Annotated in this window: 22 protein-coding genes; 10 read left to right on the forward strand and 12 right to left on the reverse strand. The window is 70.9% G+C overall.

Annotation, left to right across the window (positions count from 1 at the left end; translation table 11 throughout):
- Window positions 1–20 precede the first annotated feature (20 nt).
- Together ppc and VIL76_RS07945 are read left to right on the forward strand one after the other, a co-directional pair.
- On the forward strand, window positions 21–2,711 hold the full coding sequence (gene ppc, locus VIL76_RS07940) for a phosphoenolpyruvate carboxylase (RefSeq protein WP_332044466.1): 2,691 nt from the start codon (window positions 21–23) through the stop codon (window positions 2,709–2,711).
- A gap of 2 nt (window positions 2,712–2,713) precedes the next feature.
- The gene (locus VIL76_RS07945; RefSeq protein ID WP_332044467.1) at window positions 2,714–4,105 is read left to right on the forward strand and encodes an AMP-binding protein; all 1,392 of its coding nucleotides are present in this window, start codon (window positions 2,714–2,716) and stop codon (window positions 4,103–4,105) included.
- Here the strand turns inward: VIL76_RS07945 and VIL76_RS07950 are convergent.
- Both VIL76_RS07950 and VIL76_RS07955 read right to left on the reverse strand, forming a co-directional pair.
- The gene (locus VIL76_RS07950; RefSeq protein WP_332044468.1) at window positions 4,084–4,308 is read right to left on the reverse strand and encodes a hypothetical protein; all 225 of its coding nucleotides are present in this window, start codon (window positions 4,306–4,308) and stop codon (window positions 4,084–4,086) included. The two genes, VIL76_RS07945 and VIL76_RS07950, sit on opposite strands and share 22 nt — an antisense overlap.
- A gap of 64 nt (window positions 4,309–4,372) precedes the next feature.
- Window positions 4,373–5,128: a Crp/Fnr family transcriptional regulator gene (locus VIL76_RS07955; RefSeq protein WP_332044469.1), complete on the reverse strand. Its 756-nt coding sequence runs from the start codon at window positions 5,126–5,128 to the stop codon at window positions 4,373–4,375.
- Window positions 5,129–5,440: 312 nt separating this feature from the next.
- Here VIL76_RS07955 and VIL76_RS07960 point away from each other — a divergent pair, with 312 nt between their 5' ends.
- A complete protein-coding gene (locus VIL76_RS07960; protein ID WP_332044470.1) occupies window positions 5,441–5,629 on the forward strand; it encodes a hypothetical protein in 189 nt (62 codons plus the stop codon).
- Here the strand turns inward: VIL76_RS07960 and VIL76_RS07965 are convergent.
- The 4 genes from VIL76_RS07965 to VIL76_RS07980 form a co-directional block, all read right to left on the reverse strand.
- A complete protein-coding gene (locus tag VIL76_RS07965; protein ID WP_332044471.1) occupies window positions 5,594–6,928 on the reverse strand; it encodes an anthranilate synthase component I family protein in 1,335 nt (444 codons plus the stop codon). The two genes, VIL76_RS07960 and VIL76_RS07965, sit on opposite strands and share 36 nt — an antisense overlap.
- Before the next feature lie 147 nt (window positions 6,929–7,075).
- Window positions 7,076–7,864 carry a substrate-binding domain-containing protein gene (locus VIL76_RS07970; RefSeq protein ID WP_332044472.1) on the reverse strand — a complete coding sequence of 263 codons (789 nt, stop codon included), beginning with the start codon at window positions 7,862–7,864 and terminating at the stop codon, window positions 7,076–7,078.
- Window positions 7,861–8,835, reverse strand: coding sequence for a PQQ-dependent catabolism-associated beta-propeller protein (locus tag VIL76_RS07975; protein WP_332044473.1), 975 nt, complete (start codon window positions 8,833–8,835; stop codon window positions 7,861–7,863). Before VIL76_RS07975 ends, VIL76_RS07970 begins: the two co-directional genes overlap by 4 nt.
- 3 nt (window positions 8,836–8,838) lie before the next feature.
- On the reverse strand, window positions 8,839–10,686 hold the full coding sequence (locus VIL76_RS07980) for a methanol/ethanol family PQQ-dependent dehydrogenase (RefSeq protein WP_332044474.1): 1,848 nt from the start codon (window positions 10,684–10,686) through the stop codon (window positions 8,839–8,841).
- Between the two features lie 77 nt (window positions 10,687–10,763).
- Here VIL76_RS07980 and VIL76_RS07985 point away from each other — a divergent pair, with 77 nt between their 5' ends.
- Entirely contained in the window at window positions 10,764–11,534 is a 771-nt protein-coding gene (locus tag VIL76_RS07985; RefSeq protein ID WP_332044475.1) for an SDR family oxidoreductase, read from the forward strand.
- On the opposite strand, the gene VIL76_RS07990 is transcribed toward VIL76_RS07985, so the two are convergent.
- A complete protein-coding gene (locus tag VIL76_RS07990; protein WP_332044476.1) occupies window positions 11,531–12,391 on the reverse strand; it encodes a pirin family protein in 861 nt (286 codons plus the stop codon). The genes VIL76_RS07985 and VIL76_RS07990 overlap by 4 nt on opposite strands.
- Before the next feature lie 72 nt (window positions 12,392–12,463).
- Here VIL76_RS07990 and VIL76_RS07995 point away from each other — a divergent pair, with 72 nt between their 5' ends.
- Window positions 12,464–13,285, forward strand: a complete 822-nt coding sequence (locus tag VIL76_RS07995; RefSeq protein ID WP_332044477.1) for an acyl-CoA thioesterase — start codon at window positions 12,464–12,466, stop codon at window positions 13,283–13,285.
- Here the strand turns inward: VIL76_RS07995 and VIL76_RS08000 are convergent.
- On the reverse strand, window positions 13,282–14,544 hold the full coding sequence (locus VIL76_RS08000) for a cytochrome P450 (protein WP_332044478.1): 1,263 nt from the start codon (window positions 14,542–14,544) through the stop codon (window positions 13,282–13,284). The genes VIL76_RS07995 and VIL76_RS08000 overlap by 4 nt on opposite strands.
- 50 nt (window positions 14,545–14,594) lie before the next feature.
- Complete coding sequence (locus VIL76_RS08005) at window positions 14,595–15,560, reverse strand: methyltransferase (protein ID WP_332044479.1); 966 nt, start codon at window positions 15,558–15,560, stop codon at window positions 14,595–14,597.
- 81 nt (window positions 15,561–15,641) lie between these two features.
- On the opposite strand from VIL76_RS08005, the gene VIL76_RS08010 reads away from it, so the two are divergent.
- The 5 genes from VIL76_RS08010 to VIL76_RS08030 all read left to right on the forward strand — a co-directional run bounded on the left by VIL76_RS08010 (window position 15,642) and on the right by VIL76_RS08030 (window position 22,745).
- The gene (locus tag VIL76_RS08010; protein WP_332044480.1) at window positions 15,642–16,406 is read left to right on the forward strand and encodes a histidine phosphatase family protein; all 765 of its coding nucleotides are present in this window, start codon (window positions 15,642–15,644) and stop codon (window positions 16,404–16,406) included.
- Complete coding sequence (locus VIL76_RS08015) at window positions 16,403–17,293, forward strand: NAD(P)H-hydrate dehydratase (protein ID WP_332044481.1); 891 nt, start codon at window positions 16,403–16,405, stop codon at window positions 17,291–17,293. Before VIL76_RS08010 ends, VIL76_RS08015 begins: the two co-directional genes overlap by 4 nt.
- Window positions 17,294–17,325: 32 nt before the next feature.
- Window positions 17,326–19,440: a M13 family metallopeptidase gene (locus tag VIL76_RS08020; protein WP_332044482.1), complete on the forward strand. Its 2,115-nt coding sequence runs from the start codon at window positions 17,326–17,328 to the stop codon at window positions 19,438–19,440.
- The gene (locus tag VIL76_RS08025) at window positions 19,434–20,240 is read left to right on the forward strand and encodes an RNA methyltransferase (RefSeq protein ID WP_332044550.1); all 807 of its coding nucleotides are present in this window, start codon (window positions 19,434–19,436) and stop codon (window positions 20,238–20,240) included. Before VIL76_RS08020 ends, VIL76_RS08025 begins: the two co-directional genes overlap by 7 nt.
- 99 nt (window positions 20,241–20,339) lie before the next feature.
- The gene (locus VIL76_RS08030; protein WP_332044483.1) at window positions 20,340–22,745 is read left to right on the forward strand and encodes an ATP-binding protein; all 2,406 of its coding nucleotides are present in this window, start codon (window positions 20,340–20,342) and stop codon (window positions 22,743–22,745) included.
- Here VIL76_RS08030 and VIL76_RS08035 read toward each other — a convergent pair.
- Genes VIL76_RS08035 through VIL76_RS08045 form a run of 3 tightly spaced genes read right to left on the reverse strand, consistent with a single transcriptional unit; the run spans window position 22,742 to window position 24,587 of the window.
- Complete coding sequence (locus tag VIL76_RS08035) at window positions 22,742–23,536, reverse strand: class III extradiol ring-cleavage dioxygenase (protein ID WP_332044484.1); 795 nt, start codon at window positions 23,534–23,536, stop codon at window positions 22,742–22,744. The genes VIL76_RS08030 and VIL76_RS08035 overlap by 4 nt on opposite strands.
- A 23-nt stretch (window positions 23,537–23,559) precedes the next feature.
- A complete protein-coding gene (locus tag VIL76_RS08040; protein WP_332044485.1) occupies window positions 23,560–24,141 on the reverse strand; it encodes an NAD(P)H-dependent oxidoreductase in 582 nt (193 codons plus the stop codon).
- Window positions 24,142–24,170: 29 nt separating this feature from the next.
- Window positions 24,171–24,587, reverse strand: a complete 417-nt coding sequence (locus tag VIL76_RS08045; protein WP_332044486.1) for a DoxX family protein — start codon at window positions 24,585–24,587, stop codon at window positions 24,171–24,173.
- Between the last annotated feature and the right edge of the window lie 37 nt (window positions 24,588–24,624).

The raw sequence follows: 24,624 nt of genomic DNA on the forward strand, positions 1-24,624 counted from the left end.
TGGCTTTCCTTGCGCCCGCCATGACCCAGTCGCTGCCCGACCAGCTCCGATCGACCGTCCGCTTCCTCGGCCGGATACTGGGCGACGTGATCCGCGCCGAGGACGGCCAGGCGGTGTTCGACCAAATCGAGGAGATCCGTCGCGCCTCGGTGGGCTTCCACAAGGAGGGCACCGACAAGGCGAGCAAGGCGCTCGCCCAGAAGCTCGGCAAGCTCAGCCTGACCGAGACGGTGCGCTTCGCTCATTCCTTCGCCTGCTTCCTGCAGATCACCAACATCGCCGAGGACCAGATCCAGCGCCGCCGCGGGCGGGCCGGGGACGCGCGGCCGGACACCCTGGCCGGCGCGCTCCGGGCCCTGATCGCGGAGGGGGTGTCGCCGGACCTGGTGCGCGAGCTCCTGTCTGAAGCCCTGATGGCCCCGGTGATCACCGCCCACCCGTCGGAGGTGCGCCGCAAGAGCGTGCTGGACCGGCAGGGGGCGATCGCCGGGCAACTGGACGCCTTCGACCACGCCCGGTCCGACGGCGACCGCGCGGCGATCGAGAGGGAGCTGCTGCGGCAGGTGTCGATCTTCTGGCGCACGCGGCTGCTGCGGAATGTGAAGATCGGCGTCGCCGACGAGATCGAGAACGCGGTCTCCTATTTCGAGCGCAGCTTCCTGGCGGAGATCCCGCGCCTGTACGCGCACTGGGGCGAGGTGCTCGACGCGCCCGACCTGCCGAGCTTCCTCTCGGTCGGCTCCTGGGTCGGCGGCGACCGCGACGGCAATCCGTTCGTGACCGCCGAGGTGATGCGCCAGGCCCTGGCGCGGCAGTCACGGGCGGCGCTGCGGATGTACCTCGACCGCATTCATGCGCTCGGCGCGGAGCTCTCCATGTCGGCCGGCCTCGTGGAGGTGACGCCGCAGCTGCAGGCGCTGGCCGACGGCTCGCCGGACCCGTCGCCGCACCGCGCCGACGAGCCGTACCGCCGCGCGCTGACCGGCATCTACGCGCGCCTTGCCGCCGCCTATCCGCAGCTCACGGGCGAGGAGCCTGCGCGGCCGTCGTTCCCGGCGCAGCCCTACGAGGGGCCCGAGGCCCTGAAGGCCGACCTGCAGGTCGTGCTGGACTCGCTGCTCACCAAGCACGGCCCGGCCTTCGGCCAGGGGCCACTGCCGGAGCTGATCCGCGCCGTCGACGTGTTCGGCTTCCACCTGGCCACCCTGGACCTGCGCCAGAACTCCGCCGTGCACGAGCGGGTGGCCGCGGAGCTGCTGAAGGGCGCGGGCGTCGCCGACGACTACGAGAAGCTCGACGAGGCGGCCCGCTGCAAGCTGCTGGTCTCCGAGCTGTCCCACGGCCGGGTCCTGCGCTCCCCCTTCGCGGCCTATTCCGACGAGACGCAGCGCGAACTGGCCGTGCTCGAGGCGGCCGCCGAGGTGAAGCGCCTCTACGGCCGCGCTGCGATCCGGGCCTATATCGTTTCCAACACCCAGTCGGTGTCGGATCTGCTGGAGGTTTACCTGCTGCTCAAGGAGGTGGGGCTGTTCCGGCCCGGCGCCCCGCCGCGCACTGAAGTTTTCGCCGAGCCGCTGTTCGAGACCATCGAGGACCTGCGCCAGGCGCCCAAGACCATGGCCCGCTACCTGGGCATCCCGCTGGTGCGCGACCTGCTGGCCGATCACGGCCTGCAGGAGGTGATGATCGGCTATTCGGACTCGAACAAGGACGGCAGCTACCTCACCTCCACCTGGGAGCTGCACAAGACCTCGCGGGCGCTGTGTTCCGTCGTGGGGGGAGAGGGGCTCCGCCTCCAGCTCTTCCACGGCCGGGGCGGCGCGGTGGGCCGGGGCGGCGGCTCCAGCTTCGACGCCCTCCTGGCCCAGCCGCAGGGGACGGTGAACGGGCGCATCCGCATCACCGAACAGGGCGAGGTCGTCGCCAACAAGTACGCCGACCCGGAGCTTGCCCGACAGAGCCTGGAGACGCTCACCGCCGGTGTCGTGCTGGCCTCGCTGCGCAAGGCCGCCAGCGCCGAGGTGGCGCCGGCCCATTCCAAGGCCATGGACGCGCTCGCCCGCGAGGCCATGGCCGCCTACCGCGCGCTGGTCTACGAGACCCCGGGGTTCGCCGACTACTTCTTTGCCGCCACCCCGATCACCGAGATCGCCGACCTGAACATCGGCTCGCGCCCCACCTCGCGGCAGGCGACGCGGACCATCCAGGGCCTGCGGGCGATCCCGTGGGTGTTCTCCTGGTCGCAGTCGCGGGCCATGGTGCCCGGCTGGTACGGCTTCGGCTCGGCGGTGAGGAATTCCGGCATCCCGCTGTCGCAGCTGGCGGACCTGCACGAGAGCTGGCCGTTCTTCGCCACGACGCTCGCCAACATGGAGATGGTGCTGGCGAAGGCCGACCTGGGCGTCGCGCGCCGCTACGCCGGCCTGGTGGAGGATCGCAAGCTGGCGGAGCACGTGTTCGGCGAGATCTGCGCGGAGTGGGAGCGGACCCACGAGGCGCTACTCGCCATCACCGGGCAGTCGGCCTTGCTGGAGAAGCACCCGGACCTCGCCGCCGTGATCCGCTCGCGGCTCCCCTACATCGACCCACTGAACCACCTGCAGATCGAGCTGATCCGCAGGCGGCGCGCCGGCGACGAGCACGAGGCCGTCCGCGAAGGCATCCACCTGACCATCAACGGCGTGGCCGCGGGCCTGAGGAACACCGGCTAGGCATGTCCGAGAACCTGTACGAGCTGCTGGCCGGCCGCTTCCCGGCCGATCGGACCCAGCCCTGCTTCCTGCTGAGCGACGGCGCCTCGGTGAGCTACGGGGAGCTGGAGGACAGGGTCGCCCGCGTGGCCCGGCGCCTGGTGGCCGAGGGCGTGCAGCCGGGCGACCGCGTGGCGCTCCAGGCGGAGAAGAGCGTGGCGGGCGTGGTGGTCTATCTCGCGACGCTGAAGGCGGGTGCGGTCTTCCTGCCGCTGAACGCCGCCTATACGCCGAGCGAAGTCGAATACTTCCTGCAGGACGCCGAGCCCGCCGTCTTCATCCAGGACCCCGAGGCGTACCTGGCGGACGCGACCTCCGCGCCGCTCGTCGATCCCGTCGCGCGCGCAGCCTCCGACCTCGCCTCGATCATCTACACCTCGGGGACCACGGGGCGCTCAAAGGGGGCGATGCTCAGCCACGGCAATCTGGCGGCGAACGCGCTGGCGCTGCACGAGGCCTGGGGATTCACCCCGGACGACGTGCTGCTGCACGCCCTGCCGATCTTTCACGTGCACGGCCTGTTCGTGGCCATGCACTGCGCCTTCCTGTCGGGGGCGCCGATGGTCTGGCTGCCGAAGTTCGGCGACGCCGAGGTGCTGCCGGGCCTGGAGCGCTCGACCGTGATGATGGGCGTGCCGACCTTCTACACGCGCCTGCTGGCCAACCCCGGATTCACGCGCGAAGTGGCGGAGGGCGTGCGCCTGTTCATCTGCGGATCCGCGCCCCTGCTGCCGTCCACCTTCGAGGAATTCGAGCAGCGCACGGGCCAGCGCATCCTGGAACGCTACGGCATGAGCGAGGCGGTGATCATCACCACCAACCCGCTGCACGGCGCGCGCATCGCCGGCTCCGTCGGCTATCCACTGCCCGGGGTGGAGCTCAGGGTGGGCGACGGCGAGGTGATCCAGATCCGGGGGCCCAGCGTCTTCTCCGGCTACTGGCGCAATCCGCAGAAGACCGCCGAGGAGTTCACCGCCGACGGCTTCTTCATCACCGGCGACGTGGGCCGCCAGGACCCGGACGGGCGGGTCTGGATCTCAGGCCGCGCCAAGGACCTGATCATTTCCGGCGGCTACAACGTCTATCCGAAGGAGGTCGAGCTGGTGCTCGACGAGCTGCCGGGCGTCACCGAGAGCGCCGTGATCGGCGTGCCCCACCCCGACTTTGGCGAAGGCGTCGTGGCGGTCGTCACGGGGCACGGCGACGAGGCGGCCCTGATCGCGCAGGCGCGGCGCCAGCTCGCCGCCTACAAGGCCCCCAAGCGGGTGCTGTTCGTGGACGAACTGCCCCGCAACGCCATGGGCAAGGTGCAGAAGAACCTGCTGCGCGAGCGCTACGGCGGGCTGTTCGGCTGAGGATCGCCGTCGACGGTGAAGAGCTCGCCCCCGACGTCCTGCAGGAGGACCTCGACCTCGTATCCCTGGCCGCGGGCCTGCTCGGCCAGCCGCTGGGCGGCCTCCAGAGCGCTCTGGCGCGAGCCGTAGCGGCTGTAGCGCGCGCCGGGCGCCAGCAGCGTCCAGCGCCCGCCGTACCAGATCACCGCCAGCTGCAGGTTCATTCCACCCTCGGGTATCGAGCAGCTCAGCTCGACACGGGCAGACGGAGCGGCGCAACCAAGATTGTTAAGATGCGGACTTGCGGAGAGCCAAGGCAGGGCGCCGATAGTCGGAGATGCTGGACAGCATGTCCGGCTGCAGCAGGATCGCCACGCCGCTCCGAAGCTCGATCAGCCGCTCGCGGCGCAGCTGCTGCAGGGTGCGGTTCACGTGGACGATGGAGAGACCCAGCACGTCCGCGAGGATCTCCTGGGTGAGCGGCAGCGGAAAGCGCTGCGCGTCGCCGAAGCCGGCGATCTCGAGGCGGTGCTGCAGCTCCAGCAGGAAGTGGGCGACGCGCTCGTAGGCGGTCTGGCGGCCTAGGCGCACCACGTGGTCCAGCAGCAACGCGTGCTCGAGGCGCGCGGCCTGCTCGATGGCCTGCTTCAACCCCGGCGCGCGGCCCGCGGCGACAGCCTCCATCACCGGCTCGGCGTCCACCGTCTCCACCGCAGTCAGGGCGACGATGCCAGCCAGCGCCGGCGGGCCCGGGCGCTCGCCTAGTCCGAGGCCGTCGCCCGGCAGCAGGAAACCGAAGATCTGTCGGCGGCCGTCGGGCATCACCCGCTGGCGGCAGGCCCAGCCGGAAACCACGAACCGCGGGCGACGCGGCGGATAGCCCTCGGCGACCAGCTCCTCGCCCGGTGCGTGGCGTTCGCGCCGCTCGACCATGGTCCGGAGCAGCGCCAGTTCGTCTTCGCTGAGGGGGGCCAGGGTGCGCAGCCGACGCATCACCGGGTCCATCGGGCGCGGCGCGAGCCGTGGCGTGAAGCGGGCAGTCATCCGGCAGTCCCCCAGTTACGCGGCGGCGTCCACGGCGCGCACTCCGTGAAACTGCCAGAGGTGAATTTGGTTCCCGCCCGCCACTGGTTGCTCAACCCGCGCTTGCGGCTGCAAGTCACCACAAGAATGCCGCGCCGGCGAGGACTCTGCAAGAGCAGCAGTAAATGTCGGGCGCACGACACATTGTCATTTGTTGAGTTTTACGGTTTCCCCTCAGCAAGGGCGAAGACTTGCGAAATACACATTGAGCACTGGATGGAACCGCGTCCAGAGTTTCCCCGTTGAGCCGGTCCAGGATCGAATGAGGACGGGATGCGCGACCACGCCAGCTTCGGCTATCGCATCAGGCAGACGGGGGAGGGCTGGACGTGGGCCACGCTCGACCCCGCCGGCCGGGTGCAAGCGCGGGGACGCGCGCCCAGCAAAGCCGTCGCGGCTGCGCTGGTGATCCGCGCGATCGCGCGCTCAGCCGTTCCGGACGAGGCCCAGACCGCCGCCTGAGGCGAGCGCGCGGAGCAGGGCCGAGATCTTCGACTCCGTCTCACGACGCTCCGCTGCGGGATCGCTGTCGGCGACGATCCCCGCGCCGGCCCGCGCTTCGACGCCCCAGCCGGCGTCGTCCTGCACGAACGCAGCCGTCCGTATGAGGACGTTGGAGTCCAGGCTCCCGTCGACCCCCAGGTGGAACATGGCCCCGAAGAAGGGGCCGCGCGGCGCCTCCAACTCGGCGATGACCTTCATGGCCTGGACCTTGGGCGCGCCGGTGATCGAGCCCGGCGGGAAGGCCGCGCGCAGCAGGTCGGCGGCCGTGCGGCCGCCCGCAAGGCGGCCGGTGACCGTCGAGACCAGGTGGTGGACGTTGGCGAAGCTCGCGAGCCGGAAGAGCTCCGGGGTTCGCACGGAGCCGGGCGTGCAGACCCGCGCCAGGTCGTTGCGCATCAGGTCCACGATCATCAGGTTCTCGGCGCGGTCCTTCTCGGACGCCGACAGGGCCGCGGCGTAGGCGCGGTCCTCCTGGGCGCAGCGGCCGCGCGGGGCGGTGCCCTTGATCGGCTGGGTCTCCACGAGCAGCGCCTCGCCCTCGCGGCGCACCTGCAGGAAGCGCTCGGGCGAGTTGGACACCACGGCGTGGCCCGGCAGGCGCAGGTAGCTGGCGAAGGGCGCCGGGCTGGCGGCGACGAGAGCGGCCAGGAGGTCGACGGGCTGCGCGCCCGCGGCGAGCCGGCCGCGCCAGCGCCGGGCGATGTTGGCCTGGAAGATCTCGCCCGCGCAGATCCGCTCCACCACCTCGGCGACCGCGCGCTCGTAGGCGCCGGGATCGTCCGGCTCCAGCTGCGCGTGAGGCAGGCGAGGGCGGCGCGCCGGCCGGTCCAGCCAGGGGAGCGCCGCTTCGGCCCTGGGCCCGACGGCCAGGAGGCGCCTGCGGTGGTGGTCGAAGGCGAGGACGGCGGGGTAGCGGGCGCAGGCGAGGTCCGGCCAGCCGTCGAGGCGGCGCAGGCCCAGGTTCTCCACTCGATCGCCGAGATCGTAGCTTGCCAGGCCGGCGACGCCGCCCTGGAACGGGGGGCCTTCCGGGTGGACCTCGCCGGCTGGGCCGGCGAGGGCGGCGAGCGCGTCGAAGGGGTCGCGCGGATCGTCGGCGGCGAGGCTGAGCGTCGCGTCGGGCTCGGCCGCGACGTAGGACCAGCGGGCGTCGGCGCCGCCCGAGAGGAAGGCCACGGCCCAGGGCTCGTCGCCGAGCCCGAGGAGGATGTCGAGGGGCTCGCGCCAGGGGCGTTCGATGAGGGAGGCCGCGGTCACGGCGTGGCCATAGCACTTGTTCTTCCCTCCCTTAATGGGGAGGGACAGCTCGCCGGAGGCGAGCCGGGCGGGGAAGTGTGGCCAGGCGCGGAGTCGGAGCTCGATCGTGACTCCCCACCCTGGCCGCTTCGCGGCCGTCCCTCCCCATCAAGGGAGGGAAACGGTGGGCACGCGGTACTCGGCCAGGAGCGCGCGGATCTCCGGCGCGCGGCGCTCCAGCACCTCGTCCAGGCGCTCGCGCAGCTCGGTGTCCTCGCGGCGGACGCCCATGGAGACGTCGAACACCATCGGCCACTGCGGGCCGTCCAGCCACGGCCGCACCGGCGTCAGGGTCAGGGGGTGCTGCGCCTTGCCGGCGAAGTAGCCGGCGAGCGGGCCCCAGGCGACCGCCACGTCCACCTCGCCTCGGTCCACGGCCTCGACGATGGCGGCCGGCGGGTTGGGCTTGGAATAGTCGCCGTAGAGCATGTAGCCGCGGACGTTCTGGACGATGCCGCGCCTCGCCAGCGCGTGGGTCGGCGGGGTGTTGGAGCTGTCGTCGCCGATCATCTGGACGCCGATGGTCAGGCGCCTCAGGTCCGGGTCGTCGAGGGAGTCGATGGCGATCCTGCGGTCCGCGCGCGTCACGAAGACATAGGTGGAGCGGTAGTAGGGCCGGGTGGTCGCCAGCATCTCCACCTGGGTCGCCACCCCCGGCCACAGATCGCAGCGGTCGTCGCGCAGGGTGTTGCGGACGTAGCCGCGCCGCTGCGCCCACCAGGTGTACTCGACGGGCCGGCCGAGGTCCCTGGCGACCAGGGCGACCAGCCGGTTCTCGAAGCCCTCGCCGGCCTGGTTCGAGAACGGCAGGTTGTTGGGGTCGGCGCAGACCCGCAGCGGCTTCGGCTTGGGCGCGCAGGCCGTCAGCGCCAGGAGGAGGATGAGCGCAGCCCTCATCGCCCCGCCACCACGCCCCAGGGCCGGCCGCCGAGCTTCACCATCTTTACCGTGCGGCCGCTCTTCAGGTCGACGATGGCCAGGTCGCGTGAGAGGCCGCTGGCGGCGTAGAGCCGGGTCTCGTCCGGGGAGAGCGCAAGGCCCCAGTTGCGCGAGCCGGTCGTGAACCAGCGGGTGACCTTCAGCGCGCGGGTGTCGATCTCGGCCGCACGGTTGCCGCGCCCGCCGGCCACGTAGAGCCGGTCGCCGCCCCGGGTGATCGCCATGTGCACGGCCTGGACGCCGCCCTGCACGCCCGGGCCCTGGCGCAGGTCGATGGAGTTGATGGGCTTGCGCGTCGCCACGTCGAACAGGCTGAGCGTGGCGCCGACCTCGGCGCTGACCCACAGGCGCGCGCCGTCGGGGGAGAAGCGGGCGTCGCGGGGGCGGGCGCCGACGAGCACGCTGTCGAGCAGCTCGCCGGTCGCGGCGTCGATGAAGTGGGTGAGGCTCACGGCCTCGGAGGTGCAGATGACCAGCCGGCCATCGGGGCTCACGGCCATGCCCTCCGGCTCGCCGCCGACCTCGGTCTGGCGCACGACGCGGCCGGTGGCGACGTCGAGGAAGCTCACCTTCGCCTCGTCCTCGTTGGCGACGTAGAGGGTCTTGCCGTCGGGGCTGACGGCGAACCGCTCCGGGTCCGATCCGCCCGGCAGGTAGCCCCGCACGCGCCGCGTCTTCGTGTCGATGGAGGCGATGCGGTTGTCGTTGCTGACGGCCACGTAGAGCGTGGCGCCGTCGGGGGAGAGCTCCAGGCCGCGCGGCCGGTTTCCGACCGGGATCTTCGCGATCTCGGTTCCGCGTGCGCCGTCGATCACGTGGACGACGCCGGTCTGCTCGTTGGAGACGTAGACGGTGTGCGGGCTTGGGGGCGCTCCGCCCTGGCAGGCGCCGAGGAGCGCCGCAGCCGCCGCGATCAGCCAGCGGCGCATCCCCTAGTGCGGCAGCGAGAAGACGTAGAGCACGCCGCCCGCGGTGGTCTTCTGCTTCAGGTCTGCGACCGCGCCCATGTAGCCCAGGGCGGCGGTGGGGTCGCGGGGGTCGAGGTTGTTGGTGACGACCACGCCGGGCCAGCCGCCGACGCCGGCGAGGATCGCCACGTACTGATGGCCGTCGGGCCCGCGGTAGGTGACCGGCTGGCCGATGATCCCGGAGGCCGCCTTGAACTGCCACAGCGCTTGCCCGCTACGGGCGTCCACGGCTTTGAACCACCCGTCCATGGTCCCGTAGAAGACCACGTCGCCTGCGGTGGCGAGCGCGCCGGACCACAGCGGCAGGTCTTCCTTGATGGTCCACACCGCAGCGCGGCGCACGGGGTCCCAGGCGGTGAAGACGCCGCGGTGGCCGCCGGGGCCGGGCTTCATCCGCACCTCGGCGCCGACATACGGGGTGCCGGCGATGTAGTTGGCCTGCAGGTTCTGCCAGTCCATGCAGACGTTGACGTGGGGGATGTAGATCAGCCCCGTGCGCGGCGAGAAGGCCGAGGGATTCCAGTCCTTGGCGCCGGAGGCCGTGGGGCAGATGTCGCGCACCACCTGGCCCATGCGCGGGACCTTCTCCGGATTGACCTTCAGCTTGCCGGTCTTCAGGTCCACGCCGAAGCTGGAGTTCACGTAGGAGAACGGGTCGGCGGAGAGCACCTCGCCCGTCGCGCGGTCCAGCAGGTAGAGGTAGCCGTTGCGCTCGGGCCGGGCGATCACCTTGCGCACGCGGCCGCCGACCGGGACTTCCAGCAGCAGGTTCTCGTTAATGCCGTCGTAGTCGTGCACGTCGTGCGGCGAGAACTGGTAGAACCACCGGGCCTGGCCGGTGTCCGCGTCGCGGGCGAAGAGGCCGCTGGTCCACTTGTTGTCGCCCGGCCGCTGCTCGGCGTTCCAGGGGCCCGGGTTGGCGGTGCCGTAGAAGATCAGGTTGAGCTCGGGGTCGTAGGAGATCCAGCCCCAGGTGGTGCCGCCGCCGAGCTTCCAGGCCTCCGGCGGCCAGGAGGTGACGCCCAGATCCTTGCCGCGGTCCATGGCGTAGTGCGGCCGAAACTCCGAGCCGATCAGCACGTCCTTGTCGGGCCCCGTGTGGAAGGCCTTCCAGGCGACCTTGCCGGTCGAGGCATCGAGCGCCGCGAGCCAGCCGCGGACCCCGAACTCCCCGCCGGAGTTGCCGACCAGCACCTTACCCTTCACCACCAGCGGGGCCATGGTGATGGTCTCGCCGCGGTTGATGTCGCCGAGCTTGGTCTTCCAGGCCTCCTGGCCGGTCTGGGCGTCGAGCGCGATCGTGTAGCCGTCGAGGGTGTTGATGATGACCTTGCCGTCCCAGTAGACGGCGCCGCGGTTGACCACGTCGCAGCAGGCGACGCCCTGGCTGGCGGGCGCGGGGCGGGGGGAATACTTCCACTTCACCGGCGCGCCGTCGCGGGCGAGGTCCAGGGCGTAGAGGTCGTTGGGGTAGGGGGTGACCACGTACATGGTGTCGCCCACCACGATCGGCGCGGCCTCGTGGCCCTTGTTGACGCCGGTCGAGAAGGTGAAGGCCACCTTCAGGTTGGCGACGTTGGCGGCGGTGATCTCCGACAGTCCCGAGAAGCGGGTGGAGGCGTAGTCCTTGGCCGGCATGGCCCACTGGCCGTCCTCCGCCGGGATCAGCGCCGTGGCGCCCGTGGAGCCCTTCAGAGCGGGGACCTGGCGCGCGGCGGCGGGGGCGGGCGGCTTGCGGTCGCAGGCGGTCACGGCCAGCGTGGCGGCCAGGCTTGCTGCGAGCACCGATAGCGACGCGCGAAATCGTGCCATTCGTCTGGTGACCCTGGCGTTTCCCCAAGCTTCAACTCACAAGCGGGGCATTAGGATCATCTGGCGAGGAGACGGGTATGGACCTTGAGCTGAAGGGCAAGCGGGTGGTGGTGACCGGCGGCACCCGCGGAATCGGCCGAGCGATCGCGGAAGCCTTCGCGGACGAGGGGGCGGTGGTCGCCGTCTGCGCGCGGAACATCGAGCAGGTCGACGAGACGGTGGGCGTCCTCCTCGACAAGTCCGGCTTCGCCTTCGGTCAGGCCGTGGATATCGCCGACGGCCCCAGGCTGAAGGGCTTCGTGCAGGCCGCGGCCGAAGCGATGGGCGGGCTCGACATCCTGGTCTCCAACGCCAGCGCGCTCGTCAACGGCAACACCGAGGAGACCTGGAAGGCGATGTTCGACGTGGACATCATGGGCGCCGTCCGCAGCTTCGAGGTGGCCCGGCCGCATCTCGAGAAGGCGGCGCAGGCGAACGGCGACGCCTGTTTCCTGATCGTCTCCTCGATCTCGGCGGCGGAGACGGACCGGCCGGACGCCTATGGCGCCATGAAGGCCGCGCAGATCCACTTCGCCAAGGGCGTCGCCCGCGAAAATGCGCCCAGGAAGATCCGCTGCAACGTGGTGGCGCCGGGCACGGTGTTCTTCGAGGGCGGGGTCTGGGGCAATGTGAAGGAAAGCGCGCCAGGCTTTTTCGAGCAGATGATCAAGCGCAACCCGACCGGGCGGATGGCGACGCCGCAGGAGATCGCGGCGGCGGCGGTGTTCCTGGCCAGCCCCCGCTCGGCCTTCACCACGGGCATCAACATGGTCGTCGACGGGGCGATCAGCCGGCGGGCGAACTTCTAGGCCGTTACGTTGTCGAACAGCCCGGCCTGGTAGTCGCGGATCGCGTCGACGATCTCGTCGCGGGTGTTCATGACGAAGGGGCCGTGGGCGACCACCGGCTCGTTGAGCGGCTCGGCGTGGCCGAAGACCACGAAGGCGTCCTCGGACCCGACGATCTCGAGCATGTCGCCCTCGAGGTCGAGCTCGACCAGGTTCCACGGCGGCGCGGCCTTGCCGTTCACCTCCACGTGGCCGCGGACGACGTAGAGGAAGACGTTGCGCCCGGCGAGCGAGCCGAAGCCGACGCGGCCGTTCTTCTGCAGGGCGATGGTGGTCATGAAGACGCCGGTCAGGGAGGAGATGGGCCCGGTCTGGCCGCCCCAGGTCCCGGAGATCAGGTTCACCGTCGCCTTGCCCTTGTCGGCGTTGATCTCGGGGATCTCGGCCTTCTGGACACCGGTGTAGCGCGGCTGCGTCATCTTCAGGCGGCTCGGCAGGTTGACCCACAGCTGCAGGATCTCCATCGGCCCGCCGTCGCGCTTGAACTCCTCCGGCGAGACCTCCGCGTGGATCAGGCCGGAGCCTGCGGTCATCCACTGTACGCCGCCTTGGCGGATGACGCTCTCGTGGCCGGCGGAGTCGCGGTGGGCGAGCTCGCCCTCCAGGATGAAGGTCACCGTCTCGAAGCCGCGGTGCGGGTGCGGCCCGAACGGCAGGCCCTGGTTGCCCGGCGGATAGGTCTGCGGCCCGTGGTGGTTGAGGAACAGGAAGGGGTCGACCTGCTGCACCCGCGGCCCCGGCACCGGGCGGCGGGTGACGAGGTCGGCGATGTCGTCGCGCTGGGCGGCGTGCTGGGCGGTGACGGACTTGGGAGGCATGTCGCTCATATAGCGCGCGGGCGGCGAAAAGGATGGCTTGCGCGCGCGGCGCGAGCGCGCGAGACGGCGGCCATGGACCAGCCGCTCTTCTTCGACCTGCGCAGCACCCACAACCCGCACCGCTGGTACATGCCGCTGACTCCGGCCGTGTGCGTCGGCCCGCCCGGCAACCTGTTCATGTTCGGCGGCGTGGGCCTGGCTTCGGCGATCGCGGCCATGGAGCGGACCTGCGGCCGGCCGGCGATCTGGGCCACGGCGCAGTACCTGTCCTACGCGCGGCCGCCGTCGGTGGTGGACATCGACGTCTGGGTGCCGGCGCAGGGCAAGTACAACAGCCAGGCGCGCGTCATCGGCCACGTGGACGACAAGGAGATCTTCACGGTCAACGCCGCCCTGGGCGCGCGCCCCAGCGACCTCTCCCAGCAGTGGATCGCCATGCCCGACGTGCCGAAGCCCGAGGACTGCGACCCCGCCGAGCACTGGCGCGGCGACAGCGAGGGGCTGCACAGCCGGATCGAGGTGCGGGTGGTGAAGGGCCGCTACGGCAGGGCGCGTGACGGCGCCCCGGAGGAGGACGGCCGCTCCATGCTGTGGATCCGGCCGCGCGAGCGCTTCGCCATCGACGCCTCCATGCTGGCGGTGATGGCCGACTTCGTACCCTCAGGCATCGGGAATGCGCTGGGCAAGAACGCCGGCGGCAACAGCCTCGACAACACCATCCGCATCCGCCGGATCGTGCCGACCGAGTGGGTGCTCTGCGACATCCGCATCCACGGCGTCCACGGCGGCTTCGGCCATGGCGCCATGCGCCTCTTCGCCCAAGACGGCGAGCTGATGGCGACTGCGAGCCAGTCGGTGATTGTGCGGGTGCGGGAGGGCCGCGACGAGCGCTAGATCCGGCGCGGGATCACCACAGGCAGGCTCTCGTAGCCCTTCACGAAGCTGGAATAGACCCGCTTCGGCTCGGCCGTGACCACGATCTCCGGGAAGCGCTTGAGGATCTCCTCCCAGATGATGGTCAGCTGCAGCTCGGCCAGCCGGTTGCCGACGCAGCGGTGGATGCCGAAGCCGAAGGAGATGTGCTGGCGCGGCCGCTCGCGGTCGATGATGTAGGCGTTCGGGTTCTCGATCACCTCGTCATCGCGGTTGCCCGAGACGTACCACATGACCACCTTGTCGCTCTTGCGGATGGTCTTGCCGCCGAACTCGATGTCCCGGAGCGCGCGGCGGCGCATATGGGCCAGCGGCGTCTGCCAGCGGATGGTTTCCGAGACCATCGAGGGGATCAGCTCGGGGCGCTTCCTGAGCTTGTCGTACTGGTCGGGGTTCTGGTTCAGCGCGTAGATCGAGCCGGAGATGGTGTTGCGGGTGGTGTCGTTGCCGCCGACGGTCAGCAGCACGACGTTCCCGAAGTACTCGCGCGGCTCCATGTTCCGGGTCGCCTCGCCGTGCGCCAGCATGGAGATCAGGTCGCCGGTCGGCTCAGCGTTCACCCGCTCGTTCCAGAGCTTGGTGAAATAGGCGTGGTAGTCGACGAAGATCTGCATCTTCTGCTCGAGCGACTCCACCAGCCCGCCGGGCATGGGCGCGGCGGTGACCACGTCAGACCAGTAGATCAGCTGACGGCGGTCCTCCTGCGGCATGCCGAACAGGGTGGCGAGCGTCATGCCCGTCAGTTCCTTGGACACCTTGTCGACCCAGTCGAACTCCTCGCCGATCGGCAGGCTGTCGAGGATCATCGCCGCGCGCTCGCGGATCAGCGGCGCCATCACCTGCAGGCTGGTGGGGGAGACGGCGGGGCTGACGGTCTTGCGCTGCACGTCGTGGCGCGGCGGGTCCATGGCGATGAACATCGGCAGGGGACCGTCGCCCTGCGTCTGCTCGGCGATGGTGATGCCGCCCTCGGACGAGAACACCTGGTGGTTGGTGTCCACCGCCATGATGTCGTTGTACTTGGTGATCGACCAGTACGGGCCGAACTCGTGCTCGGCCGTGTAGTGGACCGGGTCCTCCTTGCGGAGCCGGTCGAAGATGGGCCAGTGGGCGTCGGCCTGGAAGAGCGCCGGCTGGGCCGGGTTCAGCTGCTCCAGCGGCAGGGACCAGGCGTCCGCCTCGGCCTGCGCCTTGATGTCCGCGAGCGCGCCGTCGGCCATGGTGGATCCTCCTGATCTATACAGCGCTTAGACGCTGCGTGACGGCAGCGTCAACTTTGAGGCCGCTGTGCGCGCGATTTCGTGATGGCCGCGCCGACCACCGCGATGCGCTCGGCGTCCGTGTAGGCGGGGTTCTCCAGCTCTTCCCCGAAGACGTCCGGGTCGAGCTCGCGGTAGGCCAATGCGCAGCCGGCCTCCGCCGCCAGGGCCCGCAGCGCCTCGCGCAGCTCGTCGCGGCCGCCATCCAGGATCGCGCTGCCGGTGTAGAGCAGGAAGCGGCCGCCCGGCGCCAGCTTGCCCACGGCCTGGCGCGCCCAGTCCAGCGACACCTGCGCCCCGTGCATCCCGCCCCCGTGGCGGTAGTCGCGTGACTTCTCGTCGACGATGTAGGGCGGATTGGCGAGGATCAGGTCGGCGCCCTCGGGAGCCCCCTCCAGGTCCGCCGCCTCCACCGCGATCAGCGGCTGGCCGGCGTGGGCGGCATTGATGCGGGCGAGCCGCAGCGCCTTAGGGTTGACATCGGTGAGGATCAGCTCGCGCACCGTGCGTCCCTGCGCGGCCGTCAGCGCGCCCACGCCGGCGCCGCCGCCAACGTCCACCACCTGGCCCAGCCACTTCCGCGTGCCGACCTGGGCCGAGATGAAATCGGCGAAGCGGTAGCTGTCGGGGCCGAGGAACACCGAGTCCTCGTCGTCGGTCGGGTAGGCCGAGTGCAGGAACAGCAGCCCGTGCAGGCGCGAGACGCGCAGCGCGCTCTTCCAGAGCTCGCCCTCACAGGAGAGCGCGCCGGCGCCCACCAGCAGGCCGAACAGCTCGCGATCGAGGAGGTCCGCAGTGAACGGGCAGCTCCAGCCGAGCACGTCGCGTAGATCGCGCGCCACCTGCTTCTCCGGGCGCTTCAGCACCCGCGAATGGCTGAGGGGTGTCGGGGTGACGAAGTCGTAGCCGTCGGCCTCGAGCCGCCTGAGCAGGCTGAGCAGGGCCTCGTCCTCGCGGGAAAATGCAGCGGGAGTCATGGACCTTCCATCCCGCGACTTGGCCGCCTGCGCAACGCTCCGCCTCACGGCGGCGTTTCCCGCCCGGAGGAGGACCTGCCCTTGGCCCTGCGTTGGCCCGAACGTCTGTGGATCGTGCGGCACGGCGAGAGCGCCGGCAATGTCGCGCGCGACCTGGCCGATGCGGCCGGCATCGGCCGGATCGCCATCGACGAGCGCGACGTGGACGTGCCGCTCTCGGCGCTGGGCGAGACCCAGGCCTGCGCGCTCGGCCACTGGTTCGCCCAGATGCCGGAGCACGAGCGGCCTCAGACGGTGCTCACCAGCCCCTACCTCCGGGCGCTGCGGACCGCCGACATCATCCGCGACTGCGGCGGGTTCTCCCCGGAGGCGAGGCGGCCCACGCCGGACGAGCGGCTGCGGGAGAAGGAGTTCGGGGTCCTGGACCGGCTCACCACCCACGGCATCCGCGAACTGCATCCCGAACAGGCGGAGTTCCGCAAGCTGCTGGGGAAGTTCTACCACCGGCCGCCGGGCGGGGAGAGCTGGTGCGACGTGATCCTTAGGCTGCGCAGCGCGCTCGACACGCTCTCGCTGCACCACGCCGGCGAGCGGGTGCTGATCGTCAGCCACCAGGTGGTGGTGCTCTGCCTGCGCTACCTGCTGGAGTGTCTCACCGAGGAGGAGATCCTGGCCATCGACAAGGCCGGCAACGTCGCCAACTGCTCGGTCACCGAGTACCGGTTCGACCCGTCCCAGGGGCAGAACGGCGAGCTGAAGCTGCACCGCTACAACTTCACCGCCCCGCTCGAGCACGAAGGCGCGCCGGTGACCACCCAGCCCGACGCCGCCATCGCCGCCCGATGAGCGGAGAGACCCTGGTCACCGATGCGCTGCTGGCGGGCTGGCGGCCGCCCGTCATTTCCGACGACAGCGACAAGGACAGCCGCGGCCGGGTGATGGTGCTCGCGAGCGGCGCCGGAGTGGCTGGCGCGACCCTGCTGACGGCGACCGCGGCGCTTCGGGCCGGGGCCGGCAAGCTGAGGATCGCTGCGCCCCGCAGTCTGGCCACGCACCTCGCGCTCGCCATGCCGGAGGCGCGGGTGTTCCCGGCGGTGGAGACTCCCGACGGCGAGCTCGCGCCCGAGGCGGCAGACGCGCTCGCCGACGTGCTCAGGAGCTGCGACGCCCTGGTGGTCGGTCCCGGCATGCTGGACGAAGGCTCCGCCGGCGAGCTGGCGTTGCGGATTATCGAGGGAAAGGGCCCGGCCATGGTGGTCGACGCCGCCGCCATGCGCGGCCTGGCTGAGGCGCCCGAGAGGGCGCGCAGGCTGGCCGGCCGAATGGTGCTGACCCCGCACGCCGGCGAGATGGCGAGCCTCGCCGGCTGCTCGAAGGAGGACGTCGCCGCCGATCCACTGGGGGTCGCCCGCAAGGCGGCCGCCGAGCTCAAGGCGGTGATCGCGCTGAAGGGCCCCACGACACTCGTCGTCAGCCCGGACGGCGCGGCCTGGCGACACGACGGCGGCCTGGCGGGCCTGGCCACCTCCGGCTCCGGCGACGTGCTGGCCGGGGTGATCGCAGGTCTGCTCGCCCGCGGCTGCGCGCCCGCCCAGGCGGCGGTGTGGGGCGTCGTCGCCCACGCCCGCGCCGGCAAGCGGCTGTCTGAGCGCGTGGCGCGCATCGGCTTCCTGGCCCGGGAGCTGGTCGACGAGATTGCGCCGGTGCTCGGCGAGCTGGAGGCGCCCCGCTAGCCAGCGGCGCCAGCCGGTGTATGAAGCCGGCCATGACCCGACCCCTGCCTCTCCTGGCCGCCGCGGCGGCCCTCCTCGCGGCCTGCGCCAGCCCGGCTCCGCCGCCCCCTCCGCCCACCGCCCAGGTTGCGCCGCCGCCGGCCGCGCCGGCCCGGCCGAAGCCCCAGTACGGAACCTTCGGGTTCGACGTCACCGGGATGGACCGCGCCGTCGCCGCGGGCGACGACTTCTTCGCCTTCGCCAACGGCGAGTGGGTGCGGCGAACGGAGATCCCCGCTGACCGCTCCAACCTGACCAGCTTCGCGGTGATCGCAGAGACGGCGGCTCAGCGCACCCGCGCGATCATCGAGGATCCCGGCAACCGCACCGCGCCGGAAGGATCCGAAGCCCGCAAGATCGGCGACTACTACGCCAGCTTCATGGACGAGGCGGCCATCGAGGCCGCCGGCGCCGCGCCGCTGAAGCCGGAACTCGACCGGATCAACGCCATCCGCAACCGCCGCGACCTGTCGCGCGAGCTGGGCGCCTCGATCCGCGCCGACGTGGACGCGCTGAACGCCACCGACTTCTACACCGAGCGGCTGTTCGGCCTGTGGGTCGCCGAGGACCTCAACGACACCACCAAGTACCGGCCCTACCTGATGCAGGGCGGCCTCAGCCTGCCGGACCGCGAGTACTACCTGGGCGACAGCGCGCGCTTCCAGGAGATCCGGGGCAAGTACAGGGCCCACGTCGCCAACATGCTGCGGCTGGCCGGCTACACGGACGTGGACGCCCGCGCCGCGCGCATCCTCGCGCTGGAGACCGCCATCGCCCGCGCCCACTGGACAGTGGACCAGACGGCGGACGTCTCCAAGGCCAACACGGTCTGGACGCGGCAGGAGCTGGCCCGCAAGGCGCCCGGCATCGACTGGGAGGCCTTCCTCGCCGCCGCGGGCCTCGCGGAACAGCCGCGCTTCGGCGCCTGGCAGGACAGCGCCATCGCCGGCATCGCCAAGCTGGTCGGGAACCAGCCCCTGCAGGCCTGGCGCGACTACATGGCCTTCCACACCATCGAGCGCGGCGCGCCCTACCTTTCCAAGGCCTTCGCCGACGAGCACTTCGCCTTCAACGGCCAGGCGCTTTCCGGCACGCCGCAGCAGCGCGAGCGCTGGAAGCGCGGCGTCGACAACACCTCGGCGGCGCTCGGCGAGGCGGTGGGGAAGCTCTATGTGGCGCGCCACTTCCCGGCCGAGCGGAAGGCGCAGGTGAAGGAGATGGCCGACAACGTCCTGGCCGCCTTCGCGCAGCGTATCGACCGCATCGACTGGATGAGCCCGCAGACCAAGGCCGAGGCGAAGAAGAAGCTCGCGAACTTCCGGGTCTATGTCGGCTACCCCGACCGCTGGCGGGACTATTCCGGGCTGCAGATCGTCCGCGGCGACGCCTACGGCAACTGGCATCGCGGCGAACTCTTCGAGTACCGCCGCAACCTGGCCAAGCTGGGCGGGCCCGTGGACCGCGAGGAGTGGTTCATGACGCCCCAGACGGTGAACGCCCTCTTCGCCCCGTCGCAGAACTCGATCATCTTCCCGGCCGCCATCCTGGAACCCACCTTCTTCGATCCGAACGCGGACGCGGCGGTGAACTACGGCGCCATCGGCGGGGTGATCGGGCACGAGGTTAGCCACGGGTTCGACGACCTCGGCGCCCAGTTCGACGCCGACGGCAACCTTAGGAACTGGTGGACGCCGCAGGACCTGGCGCAGTTCAAGGCCCGGACCAAGAAGCTGGCCGAGCAGTACAGCGCCTACCAGGTCTTCCCGGACCTGAAGCTGAACGGCGAGCAGGTGCTTGGCGAGAACATCGCCGATGTGGCGGGTCTCGCCACCGCCTACGACGCCTGGAAGATCTCGCTCAAGGGCCAGGCGCCGCAGACCCTCGACGGCTTCACCGGCGACCAGCGGTTCTTTCTGGGCTGGGCGCAGAACTACCGGGCCAAGTACCGCGAGGCGGCGCTCAGGCGGGCGGTCCTGACCGGCGTCCACTCGCCGGGCATGTACCGGGCGCTGACCGTGCGCAACCTCGACGCCTGGTACCCGGCGTTCGGGGTGCAGCCGGGGCAGACGCTCTACCTGGCGCCCGCCGACCGGGTGCGCATCTGGTAGCGGCGATCCGGATCGACGATCCCGACGACCCCCGCGTCCAGCCCTACCGGGCGGTGCGGGAACGGGACCTCGTCGGACGGTCCGGGCTGTTCGTCGCCGAGGGGCGAGTGGTGCTGGAGAAGCTGGTGGCGGGCGGGCGCCACCCGCTGCGCTCCGTGTTGGTGGCCGAGCACCGGCTGGTGGGGCTCGAGGACGTGCTCGCGCCCCTGGCGGACGGCGTGTTGGTCTACGCCGCGGGCCAGGCGGTGATGGACGTCATCGCCGGCTTCCCGATCCACCGCGGGATCCTGGCGGTCGGCGCGCGAGCGGAGCCTTCCCCGGGATCTCTGCTGGCGGCGCTGCCGGAGCGCGCGCTGGTGGTGGGGCTGTCGGCCATCGCCAACCACGACAACATGGGCGGCATCTTCCGCAACGCCGCAGCCTTTGGCGCCGACGCGGTGCTGCTGGACGCCGCCTGCTGCGACCCGCTCTACCGCAAGGCCATCCGCGTCTCGGTCGGGGCGGCGCTGACGACGCCCTTCGCCAGGCTGGGAGCAGGACAGGATGTCGCAGGGGCCCTGGCGGGCGCCGGGTTCCAGGTCCTGGCGCTCTCGCCACGCGGCGAGATCGAGCTCGACGAGGTGCGGCCGAGCCCTCGAACGGCTGTCATCTTCGGCGCGGAAGGCCCTGGATTAGCTGGAGAATTGCTGACACGGACGACTGCGGTACGCATCGCGATGGCGGGCGGCTTCGATTCGCTCAACGTGGCGACCACCAGTGGCATCGTCCTTCACCGCCTGGCGCGCCTACGCGCGGGCTGAAAGGCGCTCTTAACCCTGATCGGCGAACTTCGTGCGATGGGGAAACGGCGATCACCGCCTTCAGGAAGGCCGAACGCGCACGCCAGCACGCCGGGCGACGTGCGGCCGGCGAAGCCGCTGGGCCTGGAGCAGTCCGATGCGGTGTTCGACCGCGCGGTCAGGCTCGCCTGCGCCCTGTTTGGCGACGTGAAGGCGCAGGTGAACCTCATCGAGGGCGATGGACCGGCCTGGCGCAGCCACGACCCCGAATGCCACCTGCCGAGGGACGCCCCCGCCAGCCGCATCGTGCAGGCCGAAGGCAAGCTCCTTTGGGTGGCGGACGCCCGCAAGGACCCTCGGTTGAAGGATCGCGACACGGTCACGGGGCCGCCGCACCTGCGCTTCTTCGCCGGGGCTCCCATCCGGCTGGAGGACGGCTCGATCCCCGGCGTGCTCGTGGTGGGGTCGACCAAGGTCAGGCCGTACGACGCGGATCTCGCCGCCGGTCTGCAGGACCTGGCCGACTTCCTCGCCGACGAGTGGCTGCGCATCCATGCCAAGAAGGCCCGCGACGCTTCCGCGCGCGAGCAGGAGGTGGTCCAGCGCATTCTCAATGACGTGATCGATTCCGCGCCGGTTTCGATGGCCGTCACCGACGCCTCCTTCCGGGTGATGTCCGCCAGCCGCCGCTGGATCGCGAGCTTCCCACTGAACGAGGGCGACTTCGTCGGCCGCAGCCTGTTCGACCTGGAGAGCGGCTTCTTCGAGCAGTGGCGGCCGGTGCTGGAAAGCTGCCTCGCCGGCGAGACCTTCAAGGCCTCCCGCGTGCCGGTGGAGACCCCCGACGGCGTGCGCTGGTTCGAAGCCGAGGTGCTGCCCTGGCACGCCCCGGACGGCGCGATCGGCGGCCTCATCATCACCTCGCACAATATCACCGAGCTGGTGCAGGCTCTGGAGCGCTTCGAGCGCACCCAGGAGCGGCTGATGCTCGCGCTCGAGATCGCCGATCTGCACGTCTGGGAGCTCGACTACGTCCGCGGCGAGCTCATCAAGGTGGGCGCCGAGGACACCTTCTTCACCGAGCCGAAGACCTACGAGGACCTGACGCGGGACATCTGGGGGAGCATCCATCCGCTGGACCGCCCCGCGGTGCAGAACCTCTGGCAACGCCACGTGAGCGAAGGCACGCCATACCGCCCCGAATACCGGGTCCACCGCCTGGACGGGAAGGAGGTCTGGGCTGCCGGCGCCGTCCGGTTCATGACCGACGCCGAGGGCCAGCCGATCCGCCTCGTGGGCGCGATGCAGAACATCACCGAGCGCAAGCGCCAGGAGCGGGCGCTGCTGAAGGCGAAGGAGGAGGCGGAGGCCGCCAACCGGGCCAAGAGCGCCTTCCTGGCCACCATGAGCCATGAGATCCGCACGCCGCTGAACGGCGTGCTCGGCATGGCGCAAGCCATGGCCATGGGCGACCTGAGCGCGGTGCAGCGCGAGAGGCTCGACATCATCCGCCAGTCCGGCGAGGCGCTGCTGGCCATCCTGAACGACGTGCTGGACCTTTCGAAGATCGAGGCCGGCAAGCTGGAGCTGGAACAGGCCGAGTTCGACATCGAGGAGCTTGCCCGCGGCGCCCACGCCACCTTCTCGGCGGTGGCCGAGGCCAAGGGGCTGGAGTTCGCGCTGGAGATCCAGCCGGCGGCTCGCGGGGCCTACCTGGGCGACAGCGTGCGGGTGCGCCAGATCCTCTACAACCTGGTGTCCAATGCGCTGAAGTTCACCGAGGCCGGCGAGGTGCGGGTCACGGTCGGCCGCAAGGCCGAGGCGCTGCGGATCGTGGTCGCTGACACCGGCATCGGCATACCGCCGCAGAAGCTCGCGACGCTGTTCCAGAAGTTCGAGCAGGGCGATGCGTCCACCACCCGCCGGTACGGCGGCACCGGCCTCGGCCTCGCCATCTGCCGCGACCTCGCCAGCCTGATGAAGGGCGCGATCACCGCCGAGAGCACGCCGGGCCAGGGGACCACCTTCACCGTCGTGCTGCCGATCCCGCGGACCGCCGCGCGGCGCGCGCCGCCCCAGCGGCCGGCGCCGGAGCCGGCCAACGCAACGCGCCCGCTGCGCGTGCTGGCGGCGGAAGACAACGAGATGAACCAGCTGGTGCTGAAGACCCTGCTGAGCCAGGTGGGCATCGAGCCGGTCATGGTGCGCACCGGCAAGGAGGCTGTCGCGGCCTGGGAAGCCGAGCCCTGGGACGTCATCCTGATGGACGTCCAGATGCCGGAGATGGACGGCCCCAGCGCGACGGCGGTGATCCGCACCCGCGAGGCCATGGAGGGCCGGGCGCGCACGCCCATCGTGGCGCTGACCGCCAACGCCATGCCGCATCACATCAAGGAATACGCCGACGCCGGAATGGACGACTTCGTCGCAAAGCCGATCGAGGCCGCGCGCCTGTTCGCGGCGCTGCAGGCAGCCGCCGAGGCGCCGAGGCCCGCCGCGGCAAAGCCGAAGCGCGCGAAGCGCTAGGCGCCGAACGTGATCGCCGAGACCACCACGTCCATGACGGTGTCCCGGAAGGCGACGCGGCCGGGCTCGCCCGCGCCCGCGCCGGCCGCCACGAACAGCGGCGCCAGGTGCTCCTCCCGCGGGTGTGCTTCGCGGGCGTAGGGGGCATCGCTCCAACGGCGGATCGCCTCGTCGCGGCACGCCGGATCCGCCATCGCGTCGGAGAGCCAGGCGTCGAACTCGGCCGACCTGGCGGTGAACGCCGGCGAGAAGCCGCGCATGTTGTGCCAGCTCATCCCCGAGCCCACGATCAGCACGCCTTCGTCACGCAGCGGCGCCAGCGCCTGGCCGGCGGCCAGGTGAGCCTGCGGGTCCAGGTCCTGCCGCAGCGAGAGCTGGACCACGGGGATGTCCGCGTCCGGCGTCACCAGTTTCAGCGGCACGAAGACGCCGTGGTCGTAGCCGCGGGTCGTGGCCTCGGCGGTGGGGAAACCCGCTTGGCCGAGCAGCTCCCGCACCCGCCTGGCGAGCGCCGGTGAGCCGGGCGCGTCGAAGGTCAGCCGGTAGGTGTGCTCGGGGAAGCCGTAGTAATCGAAGATCAGCTCCGGACGCTCGCCGGAGCCGACGGTGAACTGCGGCTCCTCCCAGTGGCCGGAGACCACCAGGATCGCCTTCGGCCGCTCGGGGAGCGAGTCGACCAGACCCTTCAGCCAGGCCGCAGTCTTCTCCCAGGTGTCGGCGGGACCGCGGGTCCACTCCATGAAGAAGCAGGGGCCCGCGCCGTGGGGGATGAACAGGGTGGGAAGGGTCATGGTCTTACTCGACTACGCTTGAACTAGGCGGCCTTTCGGTCGGCCGCCGGGGCCGTGTGGGTATCGATCCAGGCCGCGAAGGTCTGGCCGAAGCCGCGCAGGAACTCGGTGGTGGACTCGTTCACCAGCTCGCCGGCCTCGTCGAAGAGGCTGAGCGAATTGCCGATGTAGGTCTCCGGCTGGTTCAGCGTCGGCATGTTCAGGAACACCAGCGACTGGCGCAGGTGGTGATAGGCGCCGAAGCCGCCGAGCGCGCCCATGGACGTGGAGACCACCGCCGCGGGCTTGCCGTTCCAGACGCTCTGGCCGTAGGGGCGCGAGCCGACATCGACGGCGTTCTTCAGCGCGCCCGGCACCGAGCGGTTGTACTCGGGCGTCACGAACAGCACGGCGTCGGCCCAGGCGATCTCGCCGCGGAAGCGGGTCCAGGCTTCCGGAGGCGTGGCCTCCAGGTCCTGGTCGAAGTGCGGCAGGTCGCCGATCTCGACGAAGGCGAACTTCAGGTTCGAGGGAGCGAGGGCCGCGATGGCCTTGGCGACCTTGCGGCTGGCGCTGTCGGCGCGGAGCGAGCCTACGACGACGGCGACGGTGCGGGGTTGCGACATGGGATGTCTCCGTAAGTTGAGAGGTTGGATCAGGCGTGGGCGGGGACGGAGGCCGGGCGGCGGTTGTCCAGGGCGAAGGCGCCTGGGCCGGCGGCGGCCAGGTAGAGGAAGGCGAAGCTGAACAGGATGGCCGCGTCGCCGCCGTTCAGGACGGGGTAGGCGCTGGCGGGGGCGTGGAACGCCCAGTAGGCAATGGCCATCTGGCCGGAGGCGATGAAGGCCGCCGGGCGGGTGAACAGGCCCAGCACGATCAGCGCGCCGGTGACGATCTCGATGACGCCGCCGATGCCGAACAGCGTGAAGAGCTCCTGCTGCCCGGGCTGGGCGCCTTCCGGGAAGCCGGCCACCTTGACAAGGCCGTGGGCGAGGAACAGCAGGCCGGCCACGATCCGAAGGGCCGCCAACGCGTGGGGCGAGAACCGGTCGGCCTGGGCGAATTGAGGCATGACGATCTCCGTTTGGGTCTCACCCGACGCCACGGTG

Origin of the sequence: Phenylobacterium sp. (genome assembly GCF_036563285.1) — a bacterium.
In the GTDB taxonomy this organism is placed as follows: Bacteria; Pseudomonadota; Alphaproteobacteria; order Caulobacterales; family Caulobacteraceae; genus Phenylobacterium.

Coding starts and splice junctions, on each gene's coding strand:
- ppc (WP_332044466.1), top strand. CDS start 21: ATGACCCAGTCGCTGCCCGACCAGCTCCGATCGACCGTCCGCTTCCTC.
- VIL76_RS07945 (WP_332044467.1), top strand. CDS start 2,714: ATGTCCGAGAACCTGTACGAGCTGCTGGCCGGCCGCTTCCCGGCCGAT.
- VIL76_RS07950 (WP_332044468.1), bottom strand. CDS start 4,308: ATGAACCTGCAGCTGGCGGTGATCTGGTACGGCGGGCGCTGGACGCTG.
- VIL76_RS07955 (WP_332044469.1), bottom strand. CDS start 5,128: ATGACTGCCCGCTTCACGCCACGGCTCGCGCCGCGCCCGATGGACCCG.
- VIL76_RS07960 (WP_332044470.1), top strand. CDS start 5,441: ATGCGCGACCACGCCAGCTTCGGCTATCGCATCAGGCAGACGGGGGAG.
- VIL76_RS07970 (WP_332044472.1), bottom strand. CDS start 7,864: ATGAGGGCTGCGCTCATCCTCCTCCTGGCGCTGACGGCCTGCGCGCCC.
- VIL76_RS07975 (WP_332044473.1), bottom strand. CDS start 8,835: ATGCGCCGCTGGCTGATCGCGGCGGCTGCGGCGCTCCTCGGCGCCTGC.
- VIL76_RS07980 (WP_332044474.1), bottom strand. CDS start 10,686: ATGGCACGATTTCGCGCGTCGCTATCGGTGCTCGCAGCAAGCCTGGCC.
- VIL76_RS07985 (WP_332044475.1), top strand. CDS start 10,764: ATGGACCTTGAGCTGAAGGGCAAGCGGGTGGTGGTGACCGGCGGCACC.
- VIL76_RS07990 (WP_332044476.1), bottom strand. CDS start 12,391: ATGCCTCCCAAGTCCGTCACCGCCCAGCACGCCGCCCAGCGCGACGAC.
- VIL76_RS07995 (WP_332044477.1), top strand. CDS start 12,464: ATGGACCAGCCGCTCTTCTTCGACCTGCGCAGCACCCACAACCCGCAC.
- VIL76_RS08000 (WP_332044478.1), bottom strand. CDS start 14,544: ATGGCCGACGGCGCGCTCGCGGACATCAAGGCGCAGGCCGAGGCGGAC.
- VIL76_RS08005 (WP_332044479.1), bottom strand. CDS start 15,560: ATGACTCCCGCTGCATTTTCCCGCGAGGACGAGGCCCTGCTCAGCCTG.
- VIL76_RS08015 (WP_332044481.1), top strand. CDS start 16,403: ATGAGCGGAGAGACCCTGGTCACCGATGCGCTGCTGGCGGGCTGGCGG.
- VIL76_RS08020 (WP_332044482.1), top strand. CDS start 17,326: ATGACCCGACCCCTGCCTCTCCTGGCCGCCGCGGCGGCCCTCCTCGCG.
- VIL76_RS08035 (WP_332044484.1), bottom strand. CDS start 23,536: ATGACCCTTCCCACCCTGTTCATCCCCCACGGCGCGGGCCCCTGCTTC.
- VIL76_RS08040 (WP_332044485.1), bottom strand. CDS start 24,141: ATGTCGCAACCCCGCACCGTCGCCGTCGTCGTAGGCTCGCTCCGCGCC.
- VIL76_RS08045 (WP_332044486.1), bottom strand. CDS start 24,587: ATGCCTCAATTCGCCCAGGCCGACCGGTTCTCGCCCCACGCGTTGGCG.